The organism is Embleya australiensis (genome assembly GCF_051903075.1).
Lineage (GTDB): Bacteria > Actinomycetota > Actinomycetes > Streptomycetales > Streptomycetaceae > Embleya.
Genome location: NZ_CP182422.1, coordinates 853111 through 874855 on the forward strand (window position 1 = coordinate 853111; position 21745 = coordinate 874855).

Annotated in this window: 14 protein-coding genes, 3 tRNA genes and 1 pseudogene; 10 read left to right on the plus strand and 8 right to left on the minus strand. The window is 68.6% G+C overall.

Annotation, left to right across the window (positions count from 1 at the left end; genetic code table 11):
* The first annotated feature begins 615 nt into the window (after nucleotides 1-615).
* The 6 genes from ACMXN5_RS03565 to ACMXN5_RS03590 all read left to right on the plus strand — a co-directional run bounded on the left by ACMXN5_RS03565 (nucleotide 616) and on the right by ACMXN5_RS03590 (nucleotide 7540).
* The gene (locus tag ACMXN5_RS03565) at nucleotides 616-1047 is read left to right on the plus strand and encodes a hypothetical protein (RefSeq protein ID WP_439673937.1); all 432 of its coding nucleotides are present in this window, start codon (nucleotides 616-618) and stop codon (nucleotides 1045-1047) included.
* Between the two features lie 309 nt (nucleotides 1048-1356).
* A complete protein-coding gene (locus ACMXN5_RS03570) occupies nucleotides 1357-3327 on the plus strand; it encodes an FAD/NAD(P)-binding protein (protein ID WP_439673938.1) in 1971 nt (656 codons plus the stop codon).
* Entirely contained in the window at nucleotides 3324-4223 is a 900-nt protein-coding gene (locus ACMXN5_RS03575; protein WP_439673940.1) for a glutathione S-transferase C-terminal domain-containing protein, read from the plus strand. Before ACMXN5_RS03570 ends, ACMXN5_RS03575 begins: the two co-directional genes overlap by 4 nt.
* A gap of 375 nt (nucleotides 4224-4598) precedes the next feature.
* Nucleotides 4599-4669, plus strand: a tRNA-Cys gene (locus ACMXN5_RS03580).
* A gap of 9 nt (nucleotides 4670-4678) precedes the next feature.
* Nucleotides 4679-4749: transfer RNA gene (locus ACMXN5_RS03585), tRNA-Cys, on the plus strand.
* 349 nt (nucleotides 4750-5098) lie between these two features.
* Nucleotides 5099-7540, plus strand: a complete 2442-nt coding sequence (locus tag ACMXN5_RS03590) for an endonuclease/exonuclease/phosphatase family protein (RefSeq protein WP_439673942.1) — start codon at nucleotides 5099-5101, stop codon at nucleotides 7538-7540.
* 107 nt (nucleotides 7541-7647) lie between these two features.
* Here the strand turns inward: ACMXN5_RS03590 and ACMXN5_RS03595 are convergent, their stop codons facing one another.
* From ACMXN5_RS03595 to ACMXN5_RS03610, 4 genes are all read right to left on the minus strand, one after another.
* On the minus strand, nucleotides 7648-8808 hold the full coding sequence (locus ACMXN5_RS03595; protein ID WP_439673943.1) for a M28 family peptidase: 1161 nt from the start codon (nucleotides 8806-8808) through the stop codon (nucleotides 7648-7650).
* A 225-nt stretch (nucleotides 8809-9033) separates the two neighbouring features.
* Nucleotides 9034-9987 (minus strand): DMT family transporter, encoded by a 954-nt coding sequence (locus tag ACMXN5_RS03600; RefSeq protein WP_439673944.1) that lies wholly within the window; start codon nucleotides 9985-9987, stop codon nucleotides 9034-9036.
* Nucleotides 9988-10024: 37 nt separating this feature from the next.
* Entirely contained in the window at nucleotides 10025-10828 is an 804-nt protein-coding gene (locus tag ACMXN5_RS03605; RefSeq protein ID WP_439677940.1) for a helix-turn-helix domain-containing protein, read from the minus strand.
* Nucleotides 10829-10967: 139 nt separating this feature from the next.
* Nucleotides 10968-11915: a hypothetical protein gene (locus tag ACMXN5_RS03610; protein ID WP_439673945.1), complete on the minus strand. Its 948-nt coding sequence runs from the start codon at nucleotides 11913-11915 to the stop codon at nucleotides 10968-10970.
* 141 nt (nucleotides 11916-12056) lie between these two features.
* Here ACMXN5_RS03610 and ACMXN5_RS03615 point away from each other — a divergent pair.
* Nucleotides 12057-12130, plus strand: a tRNA-Pro gene (locus ACMXN5_RS03615).
* Between the two features lie 147 nt (nucleotides 12131-12277).
* Here ACMXN5_RS03615 and ACMXN5_RS03620 read toward each other — a convergent pair.
* Together ACMXN5_RS03620 and ACMXN5_RS03625 are read right to left on the minus strand one after the other, a co-directional pair.
* On the minus strand, nucleotides 12278-13018 hold the full coding sequence (locus ACMXN5_RS03620; RefSeq protein WP_439673946.1) for an integrase: 741 nt from the start codon (nucleotides 13016-13018) through the stop codon (nucleotides 12278-12280).
* 75 nt (nucleotides 13019-13093) lie between these two features.
* The gene (locus tag ACMXN5_RS03625) at nucleotides 13094-13432 is read right to left on the minus strand and encodes a hypothetical protein (RefSeq protein WP_439678121.1); all 339 of its coding nucleotides are present in this window, start codon (nucleotides 13430-13432) and stop codon (nucleotides 13094-13096) included.
* Here ACMXN5_RS03625 and ACMXN5_RS03630 point away from each other — a divergent pair.
* A complete protein-coding gene (locus ACMXN5_RS03630; protein ID WP_439673948.1) occupies nucleotides 13380-13679 on the plus strand; it encodes a DnaB-like helicase C-terminal domain-containing protein in 300 nt (99 codons plus the stop codon). The two genes, ACMXN5_RS03625 and ACMXN5_RS03630, sit on opposite strands and share 53 nt — an antisense overlap.
* A gap of 482 nt (nucleotides 13680-14161) precedes the next feature.
* On the opposite strand, the gene ACMXN5_RS03635 is transcribed toward ACMXN5_RS03630, so the two are convergent.
* A complete protein-coding gene (locus ACMXN5_RS03635) occupies nucleotides 14162-15403 on the minus strand; it encodes a hypothetical protein (protein ID WP_439673949.1) in 1242 nt (413 codons plus the stop codon).
* Nucleotides 15404-15849: 446 nt separating this feature from the next.
* Between ACMXN5_RS03635 and ACMXN5_RS03640 the strand changes: the two are divergent.
* A pseudogene (locus ACMXN5_RS03640) lies at nucleotides 15850-16080 on the plus strand (restriction endonuclease); the annotation flags it as partial.
* A gap of 215 nt (nucleotides 16081-16295) precedes the next feature.
* Here ACMXN5_RS03640 and ACMXN5_RS03645 read toward each other — a convergent pair.
* Nucleotides 16296-17177, minus strand: coding sequence for a hypothetical protein (locus ACMXN5_RS03645; protein WP_439673950.1), 882 nt, complete (start codon nucleotides 17175-17177; stop codon nucleotides 16296-16298).
* 164 nt (nucleotides 17178-17341) lie between these two features.
* On the opposite strand from ACMXN5_RS03645, the gene ACMXN5_RS03650 reads away from it, so the two are divergent.
* Entirely contained in the window at nucleotides 17342-21673 is a 4332-nt protein-coding gene (locus ACMXN5_RS03650; protein ID WP_439673952.1) for an AAA family ATPase, read from the plus strand.
* Nucleotides 21674-21745: the final 72 nt, after the last annotated feature.

Genomic DNA, 21745 nt, shown 5'->3' on the forward strand with positions numbered 1-21745 from the left:
TCCGACACCGGGGCGTTCGCCGCCGATCGGCCGCCGAAGCGGGGGCCGTGGCGGGTCTACGGGTCTACGGGTCTACCCGTGCGCCTCGACGGCGCGCCGGGCGGGGCGGCGGTGGTGTGCGACGAGTCGATCGGGTGCGCCGATCCGGGACGATCCGGCGCCGGCCGCGCGGCCTCGGCCGCGTGCGCGTACCCCTGCTGCGGTCAGCGACAACAGGCGGCGCTGGTGACGCGCCCGAGGTCGATGTGGAGGCGGGCGGACAGCAGCCAACCGGCGGCGGACCTGACCGCCCCGTCGCTGCGTCGCGCGTGGTGCGCCACCGGGATCCCCTCGCTGGGCCGTGGCGGAATGCCACGGCGAGATGGTCCGGAACCTAACCCGCCGGGCGGTGCTCGGTCAATTGTCCGAAGCCGGCCGGGGTGGTCGGCATCGGCCCTTCGTCAGGCGGCTGGGCGGTGTCGGCGGGGTGCGGACTCGGGGGCCGGCGTACGTTGGACCGGGCGCCTGCCGGGCTGCGGACTCGGGCGCTGCCGGGCTGCGACCCACCGAATCCGAACCGGGGGCCGAGCGGTTCGTGGTCCCCTCGGGTGTGGCCATAGGTGAAAGGTTCGCTCCGTGGACAGGGAAAGATGCTCCACCTCGGAGCACATCACGCTCACGCTCGGCCGCGAGAAGGAGTTGGCGTCGGGGCCGGTTCGGTGGACCGAGGTCGTCCGGGATTCGCTCTACGGGATCGTCGTGACGGTGCTGGTCGCGCTGGGGATCTTCGTGCTGTTCAACCCGCTGCCCGTCGGTGGCTTCCTGGGTCTGGTGCTGGTCCTGGAAGTCGTGGCGCTCGTCTGGCGCCTCGGGTCGGGACACAGATTCGGATGCGCCGCCAAGTTGGCGACGCCGACCGTGTTCCGCGTCTACGACTACGTGTTCCAGGCACTCGAACTCGCCGTGCTCACGCGGCATTTCGTGGTCGTCGGGAGCGCGGCGACCAGGCGTTCGCGGTCATTCGGCGTTGACAACTCGTCCGGCGGCTCCGTAGCGTCGACGTCGTGAGCCCCGACCTCTTCCTCGTGTCGTGCCGCCCCATCGACCTGTGTCGTGTGGCCGGCGGGCTGTGTCGTCCGCGCGGCTGACCTCGCCGCCGCGCTCCTCGGTATGACCGTGCGCCGCCGTTCGCGGTGCCGCCCCGAGGACTCCTGAGCTCCCGCCCGGGTTGCGCACCCGGCCTTGTGGCGCAAGGCCCCCCTCACTCGATTCCCACCGGATTCCCACCCGATCGAACCGCCGCCGCGTGGCGTCCCCTCGTCCGGACGTCGGCGCGCCGGTTCGTGTACTCCTGCTGTGCCCCACGAGGGGAGAGCCATGCCCGATCATCCGTCCGGCCGCCTCCGCCCCGTCGCCGTCTGCATCGTCGGCGCCGGTCCGGGCGGCGCGTCCGTGCTCGAACGCCTGTTGGCCAACGTGCCCGAACTCCTCGGCGACCGCCCGCTGCACATACACGTCGTCGACCCCTACCCAGCGGGTGCGGGTCGGGTGTGGCGGCGAGCCCAGTCGCCACTGCTGTGGGCGAATTCGTTGGCCGCCGACATCACCCTGTTCACCGACGAGGCATCCACGATCGAGGGGCCCATCCGGCCGGGACCCTCGCTGGCCGAGTGGGCCGCGGACCGCGCCCAGGAGTTCGGCGAGGGTCGCGGCTCCGACGAACTGGCGCCGTTCGCCGACGAGTTGGGCGCCTGCACACCGACGTCGTTTCCGTCCCGGCCGTTGCTGAGCGCCTACCTGGCCTGGTTCTTTCGGGCAGCGGTGGCGGCTGCGCCGGCGAACGTACGGGTGTTGGTGCACCAGACGGTGGTGGTGGACGTCACCGACGGAGCGCGTCGACAGCGGGTACACCTGGCCGGGCGCAGGCCGCCGCTCCAGGTGGACGCGGTGATCATGGCCCAGGGTCATCTGGACGTCGAACCCTCGCCCGACGAGCGCGAGCGGATCAGGTTCGCCCGCCGGCACGGGCTGACCTACATCCCGACGGGCTACACCGCCGACCTCGACCTGGACGCGCTGCGCCCCGGCGAGCCGGTGCTGGTGCGCGGGATCGGGTTGGCGTTCGTCGATCTGATGGTGCGGCTCAGCCACGGACGCGGCGGTGCGTTCGAGCGCGACACGGAGGGCGTGTTGCACTACCGGCCGTCGGGGCGTGAGCCGCTGTTGCTGGCGGCGTCGCGGCGCGGGGTGCCGTACCGGTCCAAGACCGGCTATGCCTGGTCGGGCGAACGGCCGCCCCTCCCCCGGCACTTCACCGTGGATGCGGCGCGGGAGGCGACGGACCTGTGGCCGTTGATCCTCCGGGAGTTGGCCGGCGCGCACTACCACCGACTGTTCACCGCGCACCGCGAGCGCACCACGATGGAATGGGCCCAGTTCGACGCGGAGTTCGAGGCGGCCGAGGATCCGGACGAGGTGGTCGCCCGGGCGGTGCCGGATCCGGCCGACCGGTTCGACCCGGAGCGGTTGGATCGGCCGGTACAGGGACGCCGATTCGCCGACGAACGCGCGTTGCAGGACTGGATGTTCGCGCACATCGAGGGCGACCTGACCCGACGGCACGATCCCGGATACAGCCAGGATCTCGCGGTGATACACGCGTTGTTGAGCGTGTACGGGGTGCTGCTGCGGCTCCAGGACGGGGGCGAGGGCGGCGCGCAGTCGTTGGCGCAACTGCCGAGGCTGCTCGGCTTCTTCAGCTACCTGGCCAGTGGTCCGCCGGGGCCACGGCTGGAGGAGATGTTGGCGTTGGCCCGGGCCGGCGTGGTGCGTTTCCTGGGCGAGGATGTGACGATCACCGCCGACGAGGAGGCGGGTGGGTGGTGGGCGTCGAGTCCGACCGTGCCGACGGCGCGGGTGCGGACCCGGGCGCTGGTGGAGGCCCGGTTGCCCGAGCCCTCGCTCGCCCGCACCCGGGACGCGCTGCTGCGCCGGCTGGCGGCGCGCGGCGACGCGGCGGCGGATCCGAGCGGGCGACTGGCGACCCGGGCCGGCGACCGCAGGTTGGTCGACGCGCGGGGCGCGGTACATCCGGACCGGTTCGCGGTCGGGCACGGCGTGGCGGGCAGTGCCGGGAGTGCGGGGTTTTCCCGGCCGCGCTTCGACGCACCGTCGTTCCGGGTCAACGACGCCTTGGCGCGGAACGTATTGGATCATGTACGGGCCGTCGATCCGACGGCGGATCGGGCGGTCGACGGTGCCGCCGACCGGACCGGGGAACGGATCGGGAGGCGGACCGGTCCGCCGAGCGGCGATCGGTTGGAACTCGTGACAGGAGCAAGTCAGTGACCACACAACTCGGTTATGCGAGTCCCGTCGACGTCGACCGCTACGGACCGTACAGCGTGACGAACCCGGAGTATCCGTTCGTCGGTGCGATCGGTGACGCCGAATTCCCGGCGGAGGCCGGGCGATATCACGTGTACCTGGCGCACGGTTGCCCCTGGGCGCACATCGTCGCGATCGTCCGACATGCGCGCGGTCTCACCGGGATCGTCGGCGCGTCGTACGTGGACGAAGAACGCGACGCCCGGGGCTGGGCGTTCCGGGAGCGGTTCGGCCCGGATCCGGTGAACGGGTTCACCCTGCTGCGGGAGGCGTACGAGGCGACCGTGCCCGGGTACGCGGGGCACATCTCGGTGCCGACGTTGTGGGATCGCGAGACGCAGCGGATCGTGTCCAACGCCTACGACTCGATCCCGAACGATCTCGCCGTCGCCTTCCCGGAGTCGGTCGGCGACCAGGCCGCGGACCTGTATCCGGAGGATCTGCGCGAGGCGATCGACATCACCGACACCGACTTCGCCACCGCCGCGCGCAAGGGCGGGCTGTGGACGTCGGAGGAGGGCGAGACGATCCACACCCTGGAGCGCTCGGACGCGCATCTGGCGGACAAGCGCTACCTGTTCGGGGATCGGCTGACCATCTCGGATGTCCGGTTCTGGGTGAAGCTGGTGCGCTTCACCGAGACCTACCGGGCGGCGATCGCCGAGGACGGGCGCACGCTGGTGGACTACCCCCACCTGTGGGGATACGCGCGTGACCTGTACAGCCGGCCGGAGTTCCGGGAGACCACGGATCTCGCGGTGCTGGCGGAGAGCCGGCGGCGGCGATTCCCCGAGTCGCCGGCGTCGCCGACCGCCGCGCAGTGGGCGTCGGCGCACGATCGGGCCGCGTTGGGGTGAGCCGGGCGGCGAGCCGGTAGGGGCGTCGAATGGCACGTCGAACTCGCGGATTTCGTGGAGTTCGTCGAGTTCACGGAGTTCGTGGAATTCACGGAGTTCGTGGAATTCACGGAGTTCGTGGAGTTCGCCGGGCCGGCTTCGGTCGGGTCGGTGTCGGTCCTGTGGGAGCTGCGCACGTCGGGACGCGTGCGTGACGGGGATCCCGAGGTGCGGGACCGGTTCGAGGATGCGTCGCCGGACGGAGGGGGCCGGCGGCGCAGCCCCGGAGGGTCCGGGCGATCCGGAGCGGAGGGCCGGCGGATCGCCCGGCCGGAGGCAACGGCGGTAGGTGGCAACGAGGTTGGGGAGCAACAAGGACTGAGAGAACAAAGGCCTGGTGGAGTGGCCGAGAGGTTAGGCAGCGGCCTGCAAAGCCGTTCACGCGGGTTCGAATCCCGTCTCCACCTCGTAGTCCCGATGGAGTGGCCGAGAGGCAAGGCAGCGGTCCGCAAAACCGTGCACGCGGGTTCGAATCCCGCCTCCATCTCCGAAGCGGCGCGCGCGTGCGTCGCGCAGAGGTCGATACGTGCCGGCTGCTACGCGTTGCGTGCTGTGCGGTGCGGTGCGGTGCCTGGCTTGGTGCTTGGCGCGTGGCTTGGCGCGTAGTGCTTCGTTGTGCGAAGGCCGACGGGCCCGAAGGGGTCGGGCGGAAAAGATTCGGACGCCGGGTGAACCTTGGCCCCCTTCGGGCCGCCCAAACGATGGACGCCGTTCACCCGGAGTCCGGAGAATGTCCCGAACCTGTCCCTTTCCCACTTCGGAGGCTCTGGGTGACATTCCGTCAGCAATCGTCTCGACGACGATCCGCGTCGGGGTCGCGGCGCCGGATCGGTGTCGTGGCCACGACCGTGGCCGGCGCCCTCGCCGGCACCGCGCTCGTCGTCGCGCCCGCTCCGGCCGTCGCGGCGCCGGCCGTGGACGTACTGCTCGCCGAGGTGTACGGCGGTGGCGGCAACAGCGGCGCGACCCTGACCAACGACTTCGTCGAGTTGGCCAACAAGGGTTCGGCCGCGGTCGCGGTCGACGGTTGGAGCGTGCAGTACCTCCCGGCCGCGCCCAAGCCGACCTCGACCTGGCAGGTCACCGCGCTGTCCGGCTCGGTGGCGCCGGGCGGCCGGTACCTGATCGGCGAGGCCAAGGGCACCGGCGGCACCGTCGCGCTGCCCGCCCCGGACGCGGCGGGCTCGATCAACATGTCCGGGACGGCCGGCACCGTCGCCCTGGTCCGCGGCACCGCCGCGCTCACGTGCCTGACCGCCGCGGACTGCCTCGCGGACGGCCGGGTCGTGGACGTGGTCGGCTATGGCGACGCGGTGGTCCGCGAGGGCACCCCGGCGGCCGCCACCACGAACTCGACCTCGGCGGCCCGCACTTCGGCGCTCGCGGACACCGACGACAACGGCGTCGACTTCGCGGCGGGCGCGCCGACGCCGCTCAACGCGCACGGGCAGGGTCCGACCGACCCGGGCGGCGGCGAGCCGGAGCCGACCAGTGCGCGGATCCACGACATCCAGGGCACCACGCGGGTGTCGCCGAAGAAGGGCGCGCGGGTGACGAGCGTGCCCGGTGTGGTCACCGGGGTTCGCGGTTTCGGTTCCGCGCGCGGCTTTTGGTTCCAGGACACCCTGGCGGACGACGATCCCCGCACGTCCGAGGGGCTGTTCGTGTTCACCGGTTTGGTGACGCCGAAGGTCGCGGTCGGCGACGCGGTGAAGGTGACCGGTCGGGTCGACGAGTTCTACCCGGGCGGCGCGGACATCGGCGGCCAGTCGTTGACCCAACTCGCCGACGCCACCTGGGTGATCGACGCGTCCGGTCAGGCGCTGCCCGCCCCCGTGCTGCTCGACGCGACCTCCGTACCGGATGCGTACGTGCCCGTCGGGGCGCCGTCGATCGAGGCACTGCCGCTGGAGCCGACGAAGTACGCGCTGGACCTGTACGAGTCCCTCGAAGGCCAATTGACGCGCGTAGCCGACTCGCGTGTGGTCGGCCCGAGCAACACGCACGGCGAGTTGTGGGTCACCGTCGAGCCGACCCGGAACCCGACCGCGCAGGGCGGCACCCTGTACGCCGGCTACGACGCGCAGAACAGCGGTCGGATCAAGGTCTCCTCGCTGATCCCGTTCTCCCAGGAGCCGTTCCCGCAGGCGAACGTCGGCGACACGCTCACCGGCGAGACCACGGGCCCATTCACCTACGACCAGTTCGGCGGGTACACGCTGGCAGCGACAACCCTGGGCAAGGTAGCCAAGGGCACGTTGACGCCGGAGACCACGCGGGATCAGAAGAACTCCGAACTCGCGGTCGCCACCTACAACGTGGAGAACCTCTCCCCCAAGGACCCGCAGGCCAAGTTCGACCGCCTCGCGAAGGGCATCGTCACCAACCTCTCCACGCCCGACGTGGTGGCCCTGGAGGAGATCCAGGACAACAGCGGACCCACCAACGACGGTGTGGTGACCGCGAATCAGACCCTGGACCAGTTGGTCGCGGCGATCAAGGCCGCGGGCGGGCCCGCCTATTCGTGGCGTTCGATCGAGCCGGTCGACGGCAAGGACGGCGGCCAGCCGGGCGGGAACATCCGCACCGCGTTCCTGTTCGACGCTACGCGCGTGGAGTTCGTGGACCGTCCCGGCGGCGGCTCGACCAGCGCGGTGGGCGTGCGCAAGGACTGGCTCGGGCGTACCCAACTGACCCAGTCGCCGGGCCGGGTGGCGCCGACGGACGCCGCGTGGGACAACAGCCGCAAGCCGCTCGCGGGCGAGTTCCGCTTCCGCGGCAAGACCGTGTTCGTGATCGCGAACCACTTCGCCTCCAAGGGCGGCGACCAGGCGCTGGACAGCCGATTCCAGCCGCCGACGCGCAGTTCCGAGGTGCAGCGGGTCGCGCAGGCGAAGGTGCTGCGCGGCTTCGTGGACGAACTGCTCCGCTCCGACCCCCGGGCGAACCTGGTACTCCTGGGCGATCTGAACGACTTCGCGTTCTCCCCGACGCTGAAGACGCTCACGGACGGCGGGGCGCTGCGCACGATGGTCGACACGCTGCCGGCGAACGAGCGATGGGGGTATGTGTTCAACGGCAACAGCCAGATGCTCGACCACATCTTGACCAGCCCTCGGCTCAGCCGGTTCGAGTACGACATCGTGCACGTGAACGCGGCGTTCGCGGACCAGGCAAGCGATCACGATCCGCAGGTGCTGCGCGTGCATCCGAGTACGGGCAACGACTTCCTGGACCGGCTGGAGCGGTTGTGGGAGGAGTTGTTCGAGCGCTCGTAGCCGGAACTTCGCGGTGATGGTGCGTCGACTCGCGCCCGGTGTCGGTGGTTTCGGCATCGGGCGCGAGGCGTGTGTGGGGGCGAGGCGTCTGTATGCGGGTCGGGTACCTATTCGGGCTGCTCCGGCGCCAGCGCCCGGGCGGCGGCTTCGGCCAGGGCGCAGGCGTCGGCGACGCAGTCGTAGTCGACGTGTTCGGGCAGGTCGGTGTGCAGGTGGTAGTGCGGGATCAGCTTCTGGTCGTCGATGGAGACCAGGGTCGCGGTGGGGTAGCCGTGCCGGTTGGGTACCACGCCGTCGGTGGAGCTGCGCGAGCGCAGGCCGGTCAGGACCTTGATGTCGTTGCGGGTGGCGCACTCGGAGAGCAGGTTGTTGAACGGCACGTCGTAGGGCTCCATGCGCAACGGGCCCTCGGCTTCGAGGAGTACGAGGTTTCCGGAGCCGACGGTGTCGACGTTCAAAAAGTACGTACGTTCGCGGTCCAGGTCGGGGAAGTGTCGGCGGGCGAAGCCGCGGATGCCCTCCTGCAGGGCCTCCTCGGCACCGGCCGAGACGAGCAACACCCGCACGCCGTCGACGGGTTCGTCGCGCAGTGTGCGGGCGAGGGCGGCGAGTACGGCCACCCCCGACAGGTTGTCGTTGGCACCGGGGACCGCGCTGCTGCGGCCGATCTGGGTGAACGCGGCGGTGCACAGGGCGGCGAGCCCGATCCCGGCGCGGCGCAGGCTCTTGGCGCCGGTGGCCGTGCCGAGCGCGATCAGGGCGGGGCCGGCGACGACCGGCCACCACAGCGGCGGGTTCTCGCTCACCCGGTCGAGCAGGTGCGGGTAGCGGGTGGCGAACCAGCGTGCGGCTCGTTCGTCGAACACCGCTCCGGTGGGCGCCGCGTCGTGGTGGGCGGTCACCACGAGGGTGCGTGGCGCGTCCGGTTCGCCGACGGAGGCGACCACGTTGTGGGCGCTGCGCCGGCGACCGCCGAGGGCCCTGCGGGCGTATTGGCGGCGGTAGGAGATGTCGTCCGCGATGCCCACGGTGGCGGCGGCCGCGACCGCCGTCGCGGCGAGGCGGGAGCGGCCGGCGAGCAGACCGGCGGCGGTGGCCAGGGCGGTGAGGGTGCCGATCGGGCGCGCGTAGGAGGTGTACGCCGGCTCCTCCTCGACCGCGGCGTCGGTCGCGCCCAGTGTGCGCAGCAGTTCGGCTATCCGGTGCGCGGCCTCCCGCTCGCCGGCCGAGGTGGGCAGCCGTTCGATCTCGGCCAACGGCTCGATCACGGCGCGTAGTTCGGCTTCGGTGGGCCGGCGTGAGCGGTGCCTTCGGCCGGTGCCGCTCGGGTGCGGATCAGTTCCCCCATGGCTCGTCATCCCGCCACGATGCCACGCGGGGTCGGGCGGTGTCCGAGGGGAACGGGCGTTTGTTACCGATGGGTTGTGGTGCGGGGGTGGATGCTTCGTGGGCGGGAGCGGTCCAGGCTGCGGGCGCCTTCCACCGACCGGGGGTCAGCCGCTCTGCGGCGAGGCGTCCATGGCCCCGGGCAGTTCGTCAGTCGCGGCGGCCACCTCGGCCACCTCGGCCGCCTCGGTCTCCCCGGCGACCGGCGCGGCGTTCTTGCGGGTGGCCAGTACCGCCCCGCCCAGGATCAGGACGAACGACGCGCCGATCGCGAGGGTGAACGTCTCGTCCAGGATCAGCACGCCGGCCGCCACCGCGACCGCCGGGTTGACGTACGTGATGACCGTGGCGCGGGCCGCGCCGACCTCGCGGACCAGTTCGAAGAAGATCACCATCGCGATCGCCGTGCACACCAGGGCCAGTACGCCGATCGCGCCGAGCGCCTTGCCGCCCGGCACGTGCGTGGGCCACTGCACGGCGGCGAGCGGTGTGTACACCAGCGCGGTGAAGCCGAGGCAGACCACGGTCATCGGCAGGCTCGGCACGTCCTTGAGCCGGCGCTCGGCCACCAGCGCCGCACCCGCGTAGCACAGGGCCGTGGCCAATACCTCGACCGCCGCCCAGGGGTCGCCGCCGCCCAGCGTGGGCCCGGCCAGTACCGCGACCCCGCCGAATCCGATCGCGAGCCCGGCCCACCGCACCGGCCCCATCCGCTCGGTGCCGCCGGTCAGGTAGACCAGTACCGCCCCGAAGATCGGCACGGACGCGATCAGCAGCCCGGTGGTCGAGCTGGACAGCCGCCGCTCGGCGTCCGAGAGCATCCACCACGGCCCGACGAACTCGGTCACGGCGAACACGAGCAGCGGCCACTTGTACGGGCCCAGCCCGCGCATCCCCCCGCCGCGCAGCGCGAACGGCAGCAACAACAGGGCGCCGAGCCCGGTACGCGCGAACACCAGCACGCCCGGCGACACCTCGTCCACCGCGACCTTGATCAGCAGGTACGGGATCCCCCAGATCACGCACATGCACGCGAACAACAACGCTCCACGACGACTCACGGCCGTGTCCCCTCAATCTCTGGATCGAAGAGGATGATCAACCACGCGGGGCCGATCGGTCTAGAACGTTGTTGCACAGCACGCCGTGGCGCAGCACGCTGCTGCGGTAGCCGGCGGGCGTGACGCCCAGTACGCGGCGAAACCAGCGGCCCAGATGCGCCTGGTCCGCGAAGCCGACGGCCAGGGCGGCCCCGGCGGGCGTCATCCCGCGGGCCAGGAGCTCCTGGGCGCGGGCGACGCGGTGCTGGGCGAGCCAGGCGTACGGGGGCAGGCCCGCCACGTCGCGGAAGGCGCGCAGGGTCTGGTAGCGGGACAGGCCGATGCCGGCCGCCAGCTCGCTCAGCGACGGCGGCTCGACGAGTTGGTCGGCCAGCCGTTCCCGGACGGCGCGGGCCACCCGGGCGGCGTCCGGCGAGGTGCGGCGGCGCGCCTGTTCGCGGACCGCGTGTCGGCCGACGAGGGCGCGCAGCACCTCCACGAGCCGGGACTCGCCCTCGAAGGCGTCACCGCCGGTGGTCAGGTGCACGTGTACGGCGACCATCTCGGCGGCAAGCGCCGGGTCGGCGACGATCAGCGACGGGAAGTGCGGCGCGGGGCCGCCGGGCAGGTCCTCCCCGACCAGGGTGGTGGAGGGGTAGAAGACCCGGTAGGCGTACCCCTCGGGGATGCCCGGCCCGCCGGTGTGCGTCTCGCCCGGCTCGGCGACGACCACGGCGCCGGGGCCGGAGCGGTGTACGGCGCCTCGGTAGTTGATCTGCTCGATGCCCTCGACGCAGACGCCGATCGCGTACTCCTCGTGCGCGTGCGGGGCGTAGCGGTGCCGTCGGAAGCGGGCGGTCATCAGGTCCAGGGGCGCGTCCTGGACGCCGTGTACGCGGGTCCACACGGCGCGGTCCACGGCGGCGGGGCCGAGGACGTCGCCGCCGCCTCGGCCCGCGCGTCGTGCCCCGGGGTCGGGGCGTCGTGCCCCGGGGTCGGGCTCACCACTCATGTCGGTTCGCTCTCAGATATCCGTGGACGGCCCGGCCGGGCACGATGGGGTCGAACCACTCCTCCGGGCCGGGGTCCGACAGGCGCGGCTCGACGGTCTCGGGGTCGTCGGAGGCCGCGTCGCTGAAAGTCACGAAGGCGGCCTCGACGTCGTCGTCGTACAGCCCTTGCCGCTCCAGCAGCGAGGCCGCCTGATCGACCAGCAACCGCAGCGCCATCTCCTCGGCGAAGCAGCCGGGCGGCGCCCACTCGGTGCCGGCGAGCCGCCCGGTGACGGTGACCGCGGCGACCACGAAGCGGCGGACGAACCCCTCCTCGGTCAGCGGCAACGCGTCGAGGACGAAGAACGAGGCGCCGTCCTCCTCGCGCAGATTGACGAGGTCGGTGAACAGGAGGTCGATCAGCACCCCGACGGAGGCGGCGACGGCGCCCGCCGCGAGTCGCGCCTTCTCCTCCGGCACGTCGGGCTGCGCGGTGTCGGGCTCACACCCGAACGCGTCGAGCCCGAACGCCCGCACCCCCGCGGCCTGCCGCTCGATCCGCAGCCGCTCCTCCGGCATCGGCCGCCGCGCCCGCATGGTCGGATCCTCCGCGGGCGCGTCCGGCCCCCCTGCGGCCATCAAACTCTCGTACACGAGCTCGTCGTGCAGCTGCACCTCGCTCCGCACCACCCGCCAATCCGCGAGCAACACGCTGGCCTCCAACACCGCGAGCACGATCTGCCGAGCCGTCCGCTCGGCCGCCTCCAGTGTCGGCGCGTCCACCGACAACAACACCCCGGCCCCATCCGACCGAGGCGTGACCCGATGGTCCACCAGATCCACCCCGACCCCGTCCGCCTCCTCGAACCCCTCCACGGCATCGAGCCCGTCACTCAGCAACGCCCCGACCCCGAGCCGCTGGAGTTCATCCAGATCGGGATAGGTCTCGAGGGGCACGACATCGACATTCACCGGATAAGCCACCCGAAGATCTTCCCGGACCCACGCCCCTTCCCCACCCCCGACACCACCGAACAACCACGTGGCGGACCACCCCCCCAAGTGCGATATGGTTTCCGTGTTCGGCCAACCGAACACCGGGACGTGGCGCAGCTTGGTAGCGCACTTGACTGGGGGTCAAGGGGTCGCAGGTTCAAATCCTGTCGTCCCGACGGTGTTCAAGAGGCGCTGACCAGGGCAAAAGCCCAGGTCAGCGCCTCTTGCTGGCTTAGAGCACCAGCGGGTTGGGCGAGGGGCGCCGAGGCGTCCATGGACCAGTTATGGACCAGACTCCCCCGGAGCCAGCGTGAGATAGAGACTCAGAGCCTCTCCCGCGCTCGTGATCGAGTGCACATCCGGATGCAGATATCGCTGGGTCGTCGTGAGCGAACCGTGTCCCGCGATCTTGCGCAGCACGTGCACCGGAACTCCCGCGTCGCCATCCAAGTCAGCCCGGTGTGGCGCAGTCCGTGTCGGCGCAGGTATCCGTATCCGAGCGAGGTGACGACCTCGTCCCAGTGGGTGGCGTCACGCAGGATGGCGGTGGTGATCCGACCGCCACGCGGCCCGGTGAACAGGCGCGCCATCGGATCCGAACCGACCGAATCGATCCTGCGGAGCACCAGCGGCCGGATCTCCGGGATGATCGGCACCTTCCGCCGCCGCTTGCCCTTGGTGCCCTTGTCCACGAGCCCGCCGGGCGAGGTCGTGGTCTGGCGGCACAGGTCCCACACCCAGGTCCTCGTGTCGATGTCGCGGGCCCGCACGCCGGAGACCTCGCCGATGCGGCCGGCGGTGCAGCCGGCGAACTGCACCACGTCGCCCCACCCGCGGTAGCGCCCGTGCGAGCGGGCCACCAGCGCTTCGGCCAGGGCGTCGAGGGCGGCCCAGTCCTTCAGTGCGAGGGCGCGCGGGTCGTCGAGTTCGTCCTCGGCCTTGCGGAACTCGTGCTGCCAGCCGGTGATCCGGGCGGGGTTGTTGTCGATCAGCCCGTCCCGGACCGCCTGTTGCATCATCCGCACCAGCACGGCGATCGAGCACTTGACGGAGGACCGACCCACGCCGTCGGCTATCCACCCGTAGACCGCGCGATCGACCGCTCCGTGCGTGACGGCCTGGACCTGCAGATGCCCGAGTTACGGCACGACCCGCAGTCGCCACCCGGCACTGTACGGGTCGGAGGTCTTGGCCTCCAGCCCCCGCAAGGCCATCTCCATCACCACTTCGCCGTACTCGGCCAGGCTCATCGTCGCCATCGACGGATCCACGCCCGCCCGCGCAAGACGCTCGACCCGCTCGATCCACGCCTCGGCCTCCGCGAGGGTCGCGGCACTCTCCGAGACGGACGGCCGCCTCTTGTTCGCCGAGTCCGTCCAACGCACCCGCGCCCGAAAGGGCTTCGGCAACCCCTCGATGAACTCGATGTCCGACGACAGCCGCACTCCCACCGGCAGCACCACCCGCCGCTGGCTCAAGCCGCCACCTGCGGATCACCCGACGACCCGCCAACCACGCCTCCACATCCACCACGCTGTACACGGTCGTCCGCTAAGAGACGAGGCGAATGTTGTCCTGCTGCTGCACCGAGATGATGCGTACGATCTAGAAAGCTCGCGTGCCGGAGAAGCAGATATCCGCGTGGCGAAGAATCGCAGCGGCCCTACCGGCATAGCAACAGTGGCTTTCCAAGCGCATTACGCGCGCTTCGTTGACTTCGACTAGCCGTGAATCCCTTTTGTAGGGTCTCAGATTTCGTGTCCAAATCTCAGTATGGATGTCCGGACCGAGCCCGGTAGGACGCAAGTCTGAGACTGGCAGCTCAGGGCCGTCACCCGTTCGGATGAATAGCATGCAGCGCTGCCCGTCTGAGACAAGCGTGCTGGCACCGTGGGTCTATGGGCAAGGGTCCATGGGCCGGGGGTGTGCGCGATGGACAGTGCTACTGCAACTGTAAGTGTTCGCTGCCGAGATGGCGAAGTGATTGTTGATCAGGAATGGGCTGCGGTCTCGATTGACCTGCTGCAGTCCGCAGTGCCGTGGCGGACGTTCCGCTGGTACAAGGGGCAGAAGCATTACTCCGGCACCTACTGGTCCGCGACCATTCAGGGGAGCCGCGACTGGCTCCCTGAGCAGAGGGAGGCCGCCGAGTAGGCGGGAGAGAGCGCGGTCAGTGGGTGCTTGCTTTTCTACGTTGGTGCCCACGTTCACTCGTTGGGGGACTCCGTTGCCGGCGGAATGCCGCACTGTAGGCAGCCGTTCACGTGGTCGTCCCGGCAGACGTAGCCGATGGCACCATCCACGCACCATTCGGCGGCCTCCTCGGACAGCAGGTCGGGCCCGGCATAGAGCAGCCGACGAAGTTCCGTGGTATCCGCAATGTCGGCCGGGCGGTTGGTGAACCACTCGTCGAACCAAGGCTCGTTTCGGTGCATGCGCCAGTGCGCATTCTCCCGGTCGTCGACAGCCGTAAGGAACCGATCGACGATGCGCCCCCAACTCGGTGTTCCGAACCAGCCGTTGTCGGACGCGCAGAAGAATTCGATCAGGGTTCGCAGGCCGAACTCCTTCTCGCGAAGGCAGTACGCTCGCCCCCAAGCGATCGCGTTTTGTGCCATCTCCGCGAGTTCTTCGCGCGGATCAGCTTCGTGCGCCGGGTCGTCAGGGTTGTGGCAGGCCAGCCCGAGCTCGAGAACAGACTGCCCGGTCGGTAGAACCCGGGACGGGTTGACGATCGCGAGACCGAGACCGATCCAGTCGACATGGTCGAACGACAGCATCGAGCGCACGAGTCGGGTGGTTGCCGTGTTGATCCGCATCATTGTGCCGTCGTGGAGCGGACTCTTCCCGGCATGCCAGTTCTCGACGGGTGTGTTGCGCCACACCGCGAGCGTGATGCGGGTGGCAGCGAGCCACAGCAGGGCGTCGTCGTCGAGGTACCCGAACCGCTTGGCGCACTCCTGGGCACCGTAGGCGATCAACTCTTCCGGTTTCGGCCACCTGTGGCTGTCGGGCCCTTCAGGCGCGTACTCGTAGTCGGCGGCGTACTCGTCGAGGATCGCGCTCAACTCGGCAGCGCTGTAAGCCTCGCTGTACTCGGAGCTGTCCGGCTCCTCGACGGTGTACATGTCGTGGTCCCAGGAGACGTACACGTCGCGCCAGAGCACCACGTCATCGCACTCGCCGGCGTTGTCCGTCACAACCGGCCTGATGGTGATCGGGGCAGTACGTCCGTCGGTTCGCTCGCCGTCCTTCTCGGCGGCCCATGCGGTGATGACCCCGAGCGGCTTCGGAAGGAGAGGACCGACCTCGGTGATGCTGAACGGCTCGTCGTCGTCATCGGTGTCGAACCGGCTGTTGACGAACGCGACCGCCTCGGCGGGCGTGCTGACGATGGACTGGCTACCACTCTCGTTGTCAACCACTCGCCACAACGGGCTGTTCTTCACGATGCTCTCCGATCGCGGTGAGCGCACCCGGGGCGGGTGCGATGCGCCGGGTCGCTCGGCACTGACACCAACTTATGGGCTGATCAACCCATCCGTAGTCCCGAAGGCGCTTGTCGGCGACAACGCTCGGTACGTTCGCGTGCAACCTGCTTTTCGCGACTGCGGCGACACAGCAGAGTCCCTGGCCACCTGTACCGAGGTCGACCAGGTCTGCCAACGCCCGACAATGCAAACCGCGTTCCGCCCCGACCCCCTGCCCCACTACGCGCGCTCCACGGCTGACACAGCACAGCCACCTGCCTCAAGCCGTAGGGAACACCTCACGGAAGCACCACTGTTCGGCATAGTCTCGGGGTAAGGCTCAGCCGAACCGATAAATCCGCAGTGCACGACCTTTGCGCGGCCGACGATCCCGAGACTCCTCTGGATCCTGACGATTTCGAGCACTTGGCCGGCAGGTGTTCGAGATGCGCGGCATCAACGCGTGGAACACCCGGCGGTCCGGGCGATCAAGGCGTCGGCACGGTCCTGGTCACACAGGCCCTCTTCTGGCCGCTACGGTCGTCCAAGCCAGGCACTACGCCAAGTGCATCCAGCCCGACTCCGTCCGGGCCCTCGCCGGTGTACTGGGCCAAGACCATCACGCGAGCAAGGCGATCTTCGTGACAGCATCCTGATTCGACTACGGCAGTTGGCAGTTCACTCGCGAACACGGCCGCACTGAATTCTTCGACGGCGACTGCTCCGAAACCTACTCCGCCAACACCTCGGTATCGACGTCCAAGACCCGGGTATGCCCCATCACCCATCCCAACGCTGAGCCGGACGACATCACGTCACCAAAAAACGCTGCACGACCACCTCGGGCAGCTCTCGATGGGCTGTCGCTCCCTCAGAGTTCCGGCGGCGCGAACAACTCCAGAGCAGCCTGGACGCCGAGTGCCACGGCCTTCTGTTCGAGATATCTGTCTGCGGCATGGGGATCATTCCGGTTGTCGACCGGGGCGTCGATCAGTTCGGGAGCCAGGGCGACAAGGCCGACTCCAGCGGTAACGGGGTCGCGAGGGTCGTAGACGTTCAACCAGGCAACCCCCATGGGCAAGCGCAAGCCTGCTGTTGCGGTGAGCCCGAGTTTGCGTTGGACGGGCATCCAGGCCAACGGTGAACCGCAAGTGATGAGTTGGGTCACGCCGGTACCCGCGGCGGGCGCAGGGATCTGACCACGCTGAAACATGTCATAGACAACGACGCTGCCCAGTGAGTGGGCGATGATCAGTGGGGTGCCGGTCTGCTCAACGGCCTCACGGACGCGGGTGCGGATCTGTTCCGCCTTGTCCTTGTCCTTGAAGTACCCGTACATCTCGCTGATGCGGCTAAAGACCAACCTGCCCGCTCCGTTGCCACAACGCCTGTCAACCCGGGCGATCGCCCGGACGAGACGGGGATTCATTCGCGGTGGCATTCCCAAGGTGCCAGCTGACAGCTGTTGTCCCGGGACAGGTGGGCTGTGCACCTCCAAAGCCCCCAAGATATAATCGAGTTCCTCTTCGTCGGTTGTGGCGAAATCGGAAACCTCGTCTTCACCAAGCTTGAGGCGGCCGCGACGAAAGACATCGCCGTAGTACGGCGCCGTCACCACGGGCACAACGGCGTGCGAACCGGCGTGCACGGCGATGCCCCTGGCCAGTGCCTGGTTCCAGTCATCGGCCAGCTTGATAGCGTTCGTGTCTCGCTGCCGAACGCCGTGCACACCCACCACATGCAGATCGGTCACTACGCACCTCCCCTCCGGATACCGCCACGGCGGCGGCACTTCACGGATGCTAGCGGGCTTCGCGCCTCGTAACCGCGCGAAAATTGGGACCGGGCGTCGGTAAAGTGCGACCCTTGACCGGTGCAATCAGGGCAGGGAACGCTATGAGTGTGTCGTCATGCCGGGTGCGACGGCTGATCGTGATCGCGGTGAACGATTACGGGGACGGTGATGCCGACTTCGCGAAGGGAATCGCCGACCAGGTAGCGGTCGTTACGGGCTGGCTGGCCGATCCAGAACTCGGCGTTGACCGGACGTTCGAGCCGATAATGGTGCCGCAGCCTCTGCACTCGGTGCAGCAGGTCCGCCAGTTCCTGGACGATCAGGATCTTGCCGCTGCCGAGCGAGACGAGGCCATCGTCGTCTACATCACCGGTCACGGCCAACGAGGCTCGTCCTCTGGCCGACACTATCTGCGCTTCGCGCGCACCGATGACGCCCGGTTGCCGGGAACGGCGCTGACAACCAGCGAGGTCATCAGCGCCGCGCTGGGCAGTTCAGCCGAGCACGTCCTGGTTCTGGTCGACTCCTGCTTCGCCGGGGCGCTGGCCAACGAGGTTCCCGTTGTAATGCGCGATCTGGGAGTTCGCCACAGATTAGCCTCGCGCGCGGTCGTCGCAGCGGGCGACTTCGACGAGCAGCCTCTGGTCGGGTCCTTCACCGAACTCCTCAACCGCGCTCTGGAGGCGATCGGTGCGGAGGAGTCAGGGTTTGCTGAACCGTATCTGTCGTTCAGTGAGTGGCAGCAGGTCCTCGATGCGGTCAGCCAACAGGACCGTGGACTGGTCGAGGCGCAGTGGGTGTGGCCGCAGAAGCTGTCACAGGAACCAAGTCTGTGCTTGCCCAACCCGCGGTATCAGGCTCCACAGAGATTGGGAGCTTCGGTCCGTGAGCTTCCCGATGCTGCGGGCCTGTTCGCCGGCTACTGGCATGATCGCGCCTCAGGACGTACTCACGAACAGGATGTGGGCTGGTACTTCAGCGGACGCCACGAGGTCATGCGCAAGCTGGCTGGGTTTGTCACCAACGGCACTGGCGTCATGGTGGTAACGGGGGCAGCCGGCTCAGGGAAGTCAGCCCTGCTGGCCCGCTTGGTCACACTCACCGACGCGGTGTTCCTCTCCCAGCCGGATCTGTACCGGGTGGCGTCAGCAGTACCGGAGGAAGAGCGACCGCCGGTCGGATCAGTGGCTGCAGCGGTGCTCGCCCGAAACAAGACCTCACCAGGCCTGATCGGAGACCTTCTGCGGGCCCTGGGTATCGGGGCGGTTCCCGCAGGGACGGCACCACTTCAGCTGCTCCTGGACCACCTCACCACACGCGCGCAACAAGGCGCAATACCGACCATCGTCCTCGACGGGCTGGATGAGGCCGAGCAGACTCTCGCCTGCCTCAACGATGTCATCCTGCCCATGGCACGCCTGCGAAGGGAGGACTACCAGCCGCTGGTGCGCATGGTGCTGGGCGTGCGCAGTTCTCCTCCCGACGCCTTCGGCCCCCCGCGGGCTCTGCGCGATGACGACGCCGACGCCCTCCTGCAGGTGCTGATCAAAGCTCTGGCCGATGATCACCAGTACGTACCGGTTCAAGTGCAGCGCACCGATGAACCGACCTGCCAGGAGGACATCTCTGTCTATGTCGAGGCCTTGCTCAACACTGGCGAAACCAGCCCGTACATAGGGCAGGGCGAGTCCGCCCGCACGACGGCACGCGAGATCGCTCGCGTCGTGGCCCCCTCATTTTTGGATGCGCGTCTGGCGGCAGATCAACTACGTACGGCCGATCAGATGCAGGATTTGACCGCTGCCTCGTGGCGGGAGCGCCTGAATCAGGGCACGGTCGCGCTGCTGCATGAAGATGTGCATGAGGTGGCCAGTCACCACGGCGTGCCCGTAGGCGTTCTGGTGAGGGTGCTTCGAGCCACCGCCTTCGGGGCTGGTTCGGGTCTACCCTGGGCCGAGATCTGGCCGGCCGTCGCACAGGCACTGGAGGTCCCCACCACTGATCCCGTCGGCCTGGACACATACGCGGCCGTGATCCGCACCGTGCAGACGACCCGACTGACCGGCTATCTCGCCACAAGCGAGGAAGACGGGCGCACCACCTACCGACCGGTACACGAGCAGGTCGCCGAAGTCCTGGTACAGCAGCCTTCCTGGCTTGTGGACATGTCGCCCGTTGCGCGCAGTGAACACCCTTCGCTGTCCGTCGACGAAGAACAGGCGCGTATCACGGACGCACTGGCCCTGCTTGTGCCCTCGAACCCGCCGTCTATCTCTCATCCCTACATCCGCCGGCACCTCGTCGCCCACGCGGCTGCAGGTCGTGTACTGGACGATGACCACGTCCCGCTTCAACTGCTTGCCCAGGAAACTTCCCTTACCCTGCGTGAGCAACTGGGCGTGCCCTTGCGGCACGATCCGGCGCACGCACATTTGCTGACCGTGACCGCAGCCGCGCTAATCGAGCCGTACCTCACCGAGGACACCGACACCGCGTCGCGGAGAAGCAGCATCGCCTTGCACTATGCCGCGCTGGCAAGCGCGAACCAGGCCGGACCCGAAGCCATCCCCGCTGCCCTGACCCCGCAGTGGGGATGGTGGGAGTCCGCCACCAACGTGCTGGCCTCGCTCGGAGAGCATGTGCATGCGCTTACAGCTGTGGAGGTATCTCCGAGGCGTACCCTTCTCGCTGCTGGCACCAAGTCCGGGGCCCACGTCTGGGACGCCTCCTCCGGCCGACATCTAACGGATCTCCCAGCTGGTTTCGTCCAGGGCATGTGCCTGATCCGCAGCAACAGCGGACGACCCTTTCTCGCCACCGCTGGATCACAAGGCGTGGCCATCTGGGACCCGCTATCAGGTCTGCAAGTTGCCCACACCCGAGGGCCCAGGATGAGCGGGGTGCAGGTGATTGCCGATGGGCATCGGCGTTGGAAGCTCTATTTGCGTGGCCAGGTTCCGGCGATCTGGAGGCCCGATGAGGATCATTTCGATTTCCTGTCGCCTGCCTCCGAGCTGGAGAACTTCTCACTGGAAATTCAAGCTGTCATTCACGGCGAAGGAGGCCAACCACTGCTGGCTGCTCAGGCCTTTGGTCAGCTGACCGTAAGCGAGCTGAACGGCGGCGGCGTCCGGGCACAACTGCCCTTCTCCAAGCGAGGGCTGCGCAAGCTAATGGGTGTACACCGCCCAGGCCGCTCGGACCTAGTGCTCGCCGCAACCTCCGAACACATCCTTACTTGGGACTTCGAGACCAATCGGAAAGTTTACGTGGGTATGGGCCCAGCAGCCCACCCCGTGCAGGTCCCCGATCACGACGGTCGCGTGGCGATCGCCTTGGAGCGAAAGCGGACTGTAGAAATATGGGAACTAGACGGTGTCTCTTGGAGACTGGCGGCTACCGTCAGGGTGGGCCCAATCACAGCATTAACAGCCCTGCCCAGTGATCAAGGTCAGTGGCGGGTGGCGACTGCAGGGGAAGCCGGGCTACGCCTTTGGCATCCCTCCCCGGTTGCCCTCACCGAAAGCAACGCGGCAGTGTCCCGCTCCGTGACAGCGTTGGCAACGCTCCCGGTTGCCTTCCGCAATGACTCGACTCGCGAGCTGTGGGCCATCGGCACCGGCACGGGAGTCGAGATCACCGATGGCAGCAACCACCCCTGGCGTCGCCTGCCTACCGGAGCCGTCAACGCCCTGCAGGCCTTGCCACAGGGGCTCTTGGCCGTTCACACACCTCACGGACTAGAGGTCTGGGATCCCCTGCAGGACGAGCCAGCGCAAACTATGTCGCCGCACCAAGAAAAGCACATCGTGTCCCGTCTGCCCGGCAGGACTCCGGCCAGCTGTCTCATCGACTGGCCGCCCGGCTCTGCCACTGTCGTCACCGCGCATCCTGGCGGCGTTCACCTCACCGACATCCTGAACAAGGAAGGCGTCTTCGTATCGATAGAGCGCGCGGCATCGCCTCGCGCCGTGATAGCCGTACCAGCGCCGGACGAAGCTACTCGGCGGATCGCGCTCGGCATCCGGGGCGGCGTACTGATCTGGGACCTCACCGCGCAGAAAGTAGTCGCGGAACTGAGCATGCGTGGGCAATCCGATACCAGAACATTGGCCGTGGTGCACTCGGGTGACACGACCCTTCTGGCCGCGGCCACCCGAGAGCGAATTCAGACCTGGGATACAGCTACTTGGACAGTCCAGACCACCATCGTCGTACCTTCGACGAAGGTTCTGGCACCTATCCCGTTGTCCGCCGCAAGCAGCCTTCTGGCAAGCGGAAGCGGTCACGCCGTCCATCTATGGGATCCGACCACCGCAGAACTCTTCCATACACTTGTCACCGCCGCACCCATCGAAGCCATCACCACGCTGCACGACGACGACACCCTCCTGATCGGAATCGGCGGACCCGCAGGCTTCGCAGCCCTCAGTATCGACATCCCGTCCCTTTGACCAAGCATCCGCGGCCTTCCGGCCGCGCGGCACGCTCGGATCGAAGCACAGTGAACCTGCCAATCGTGTGGA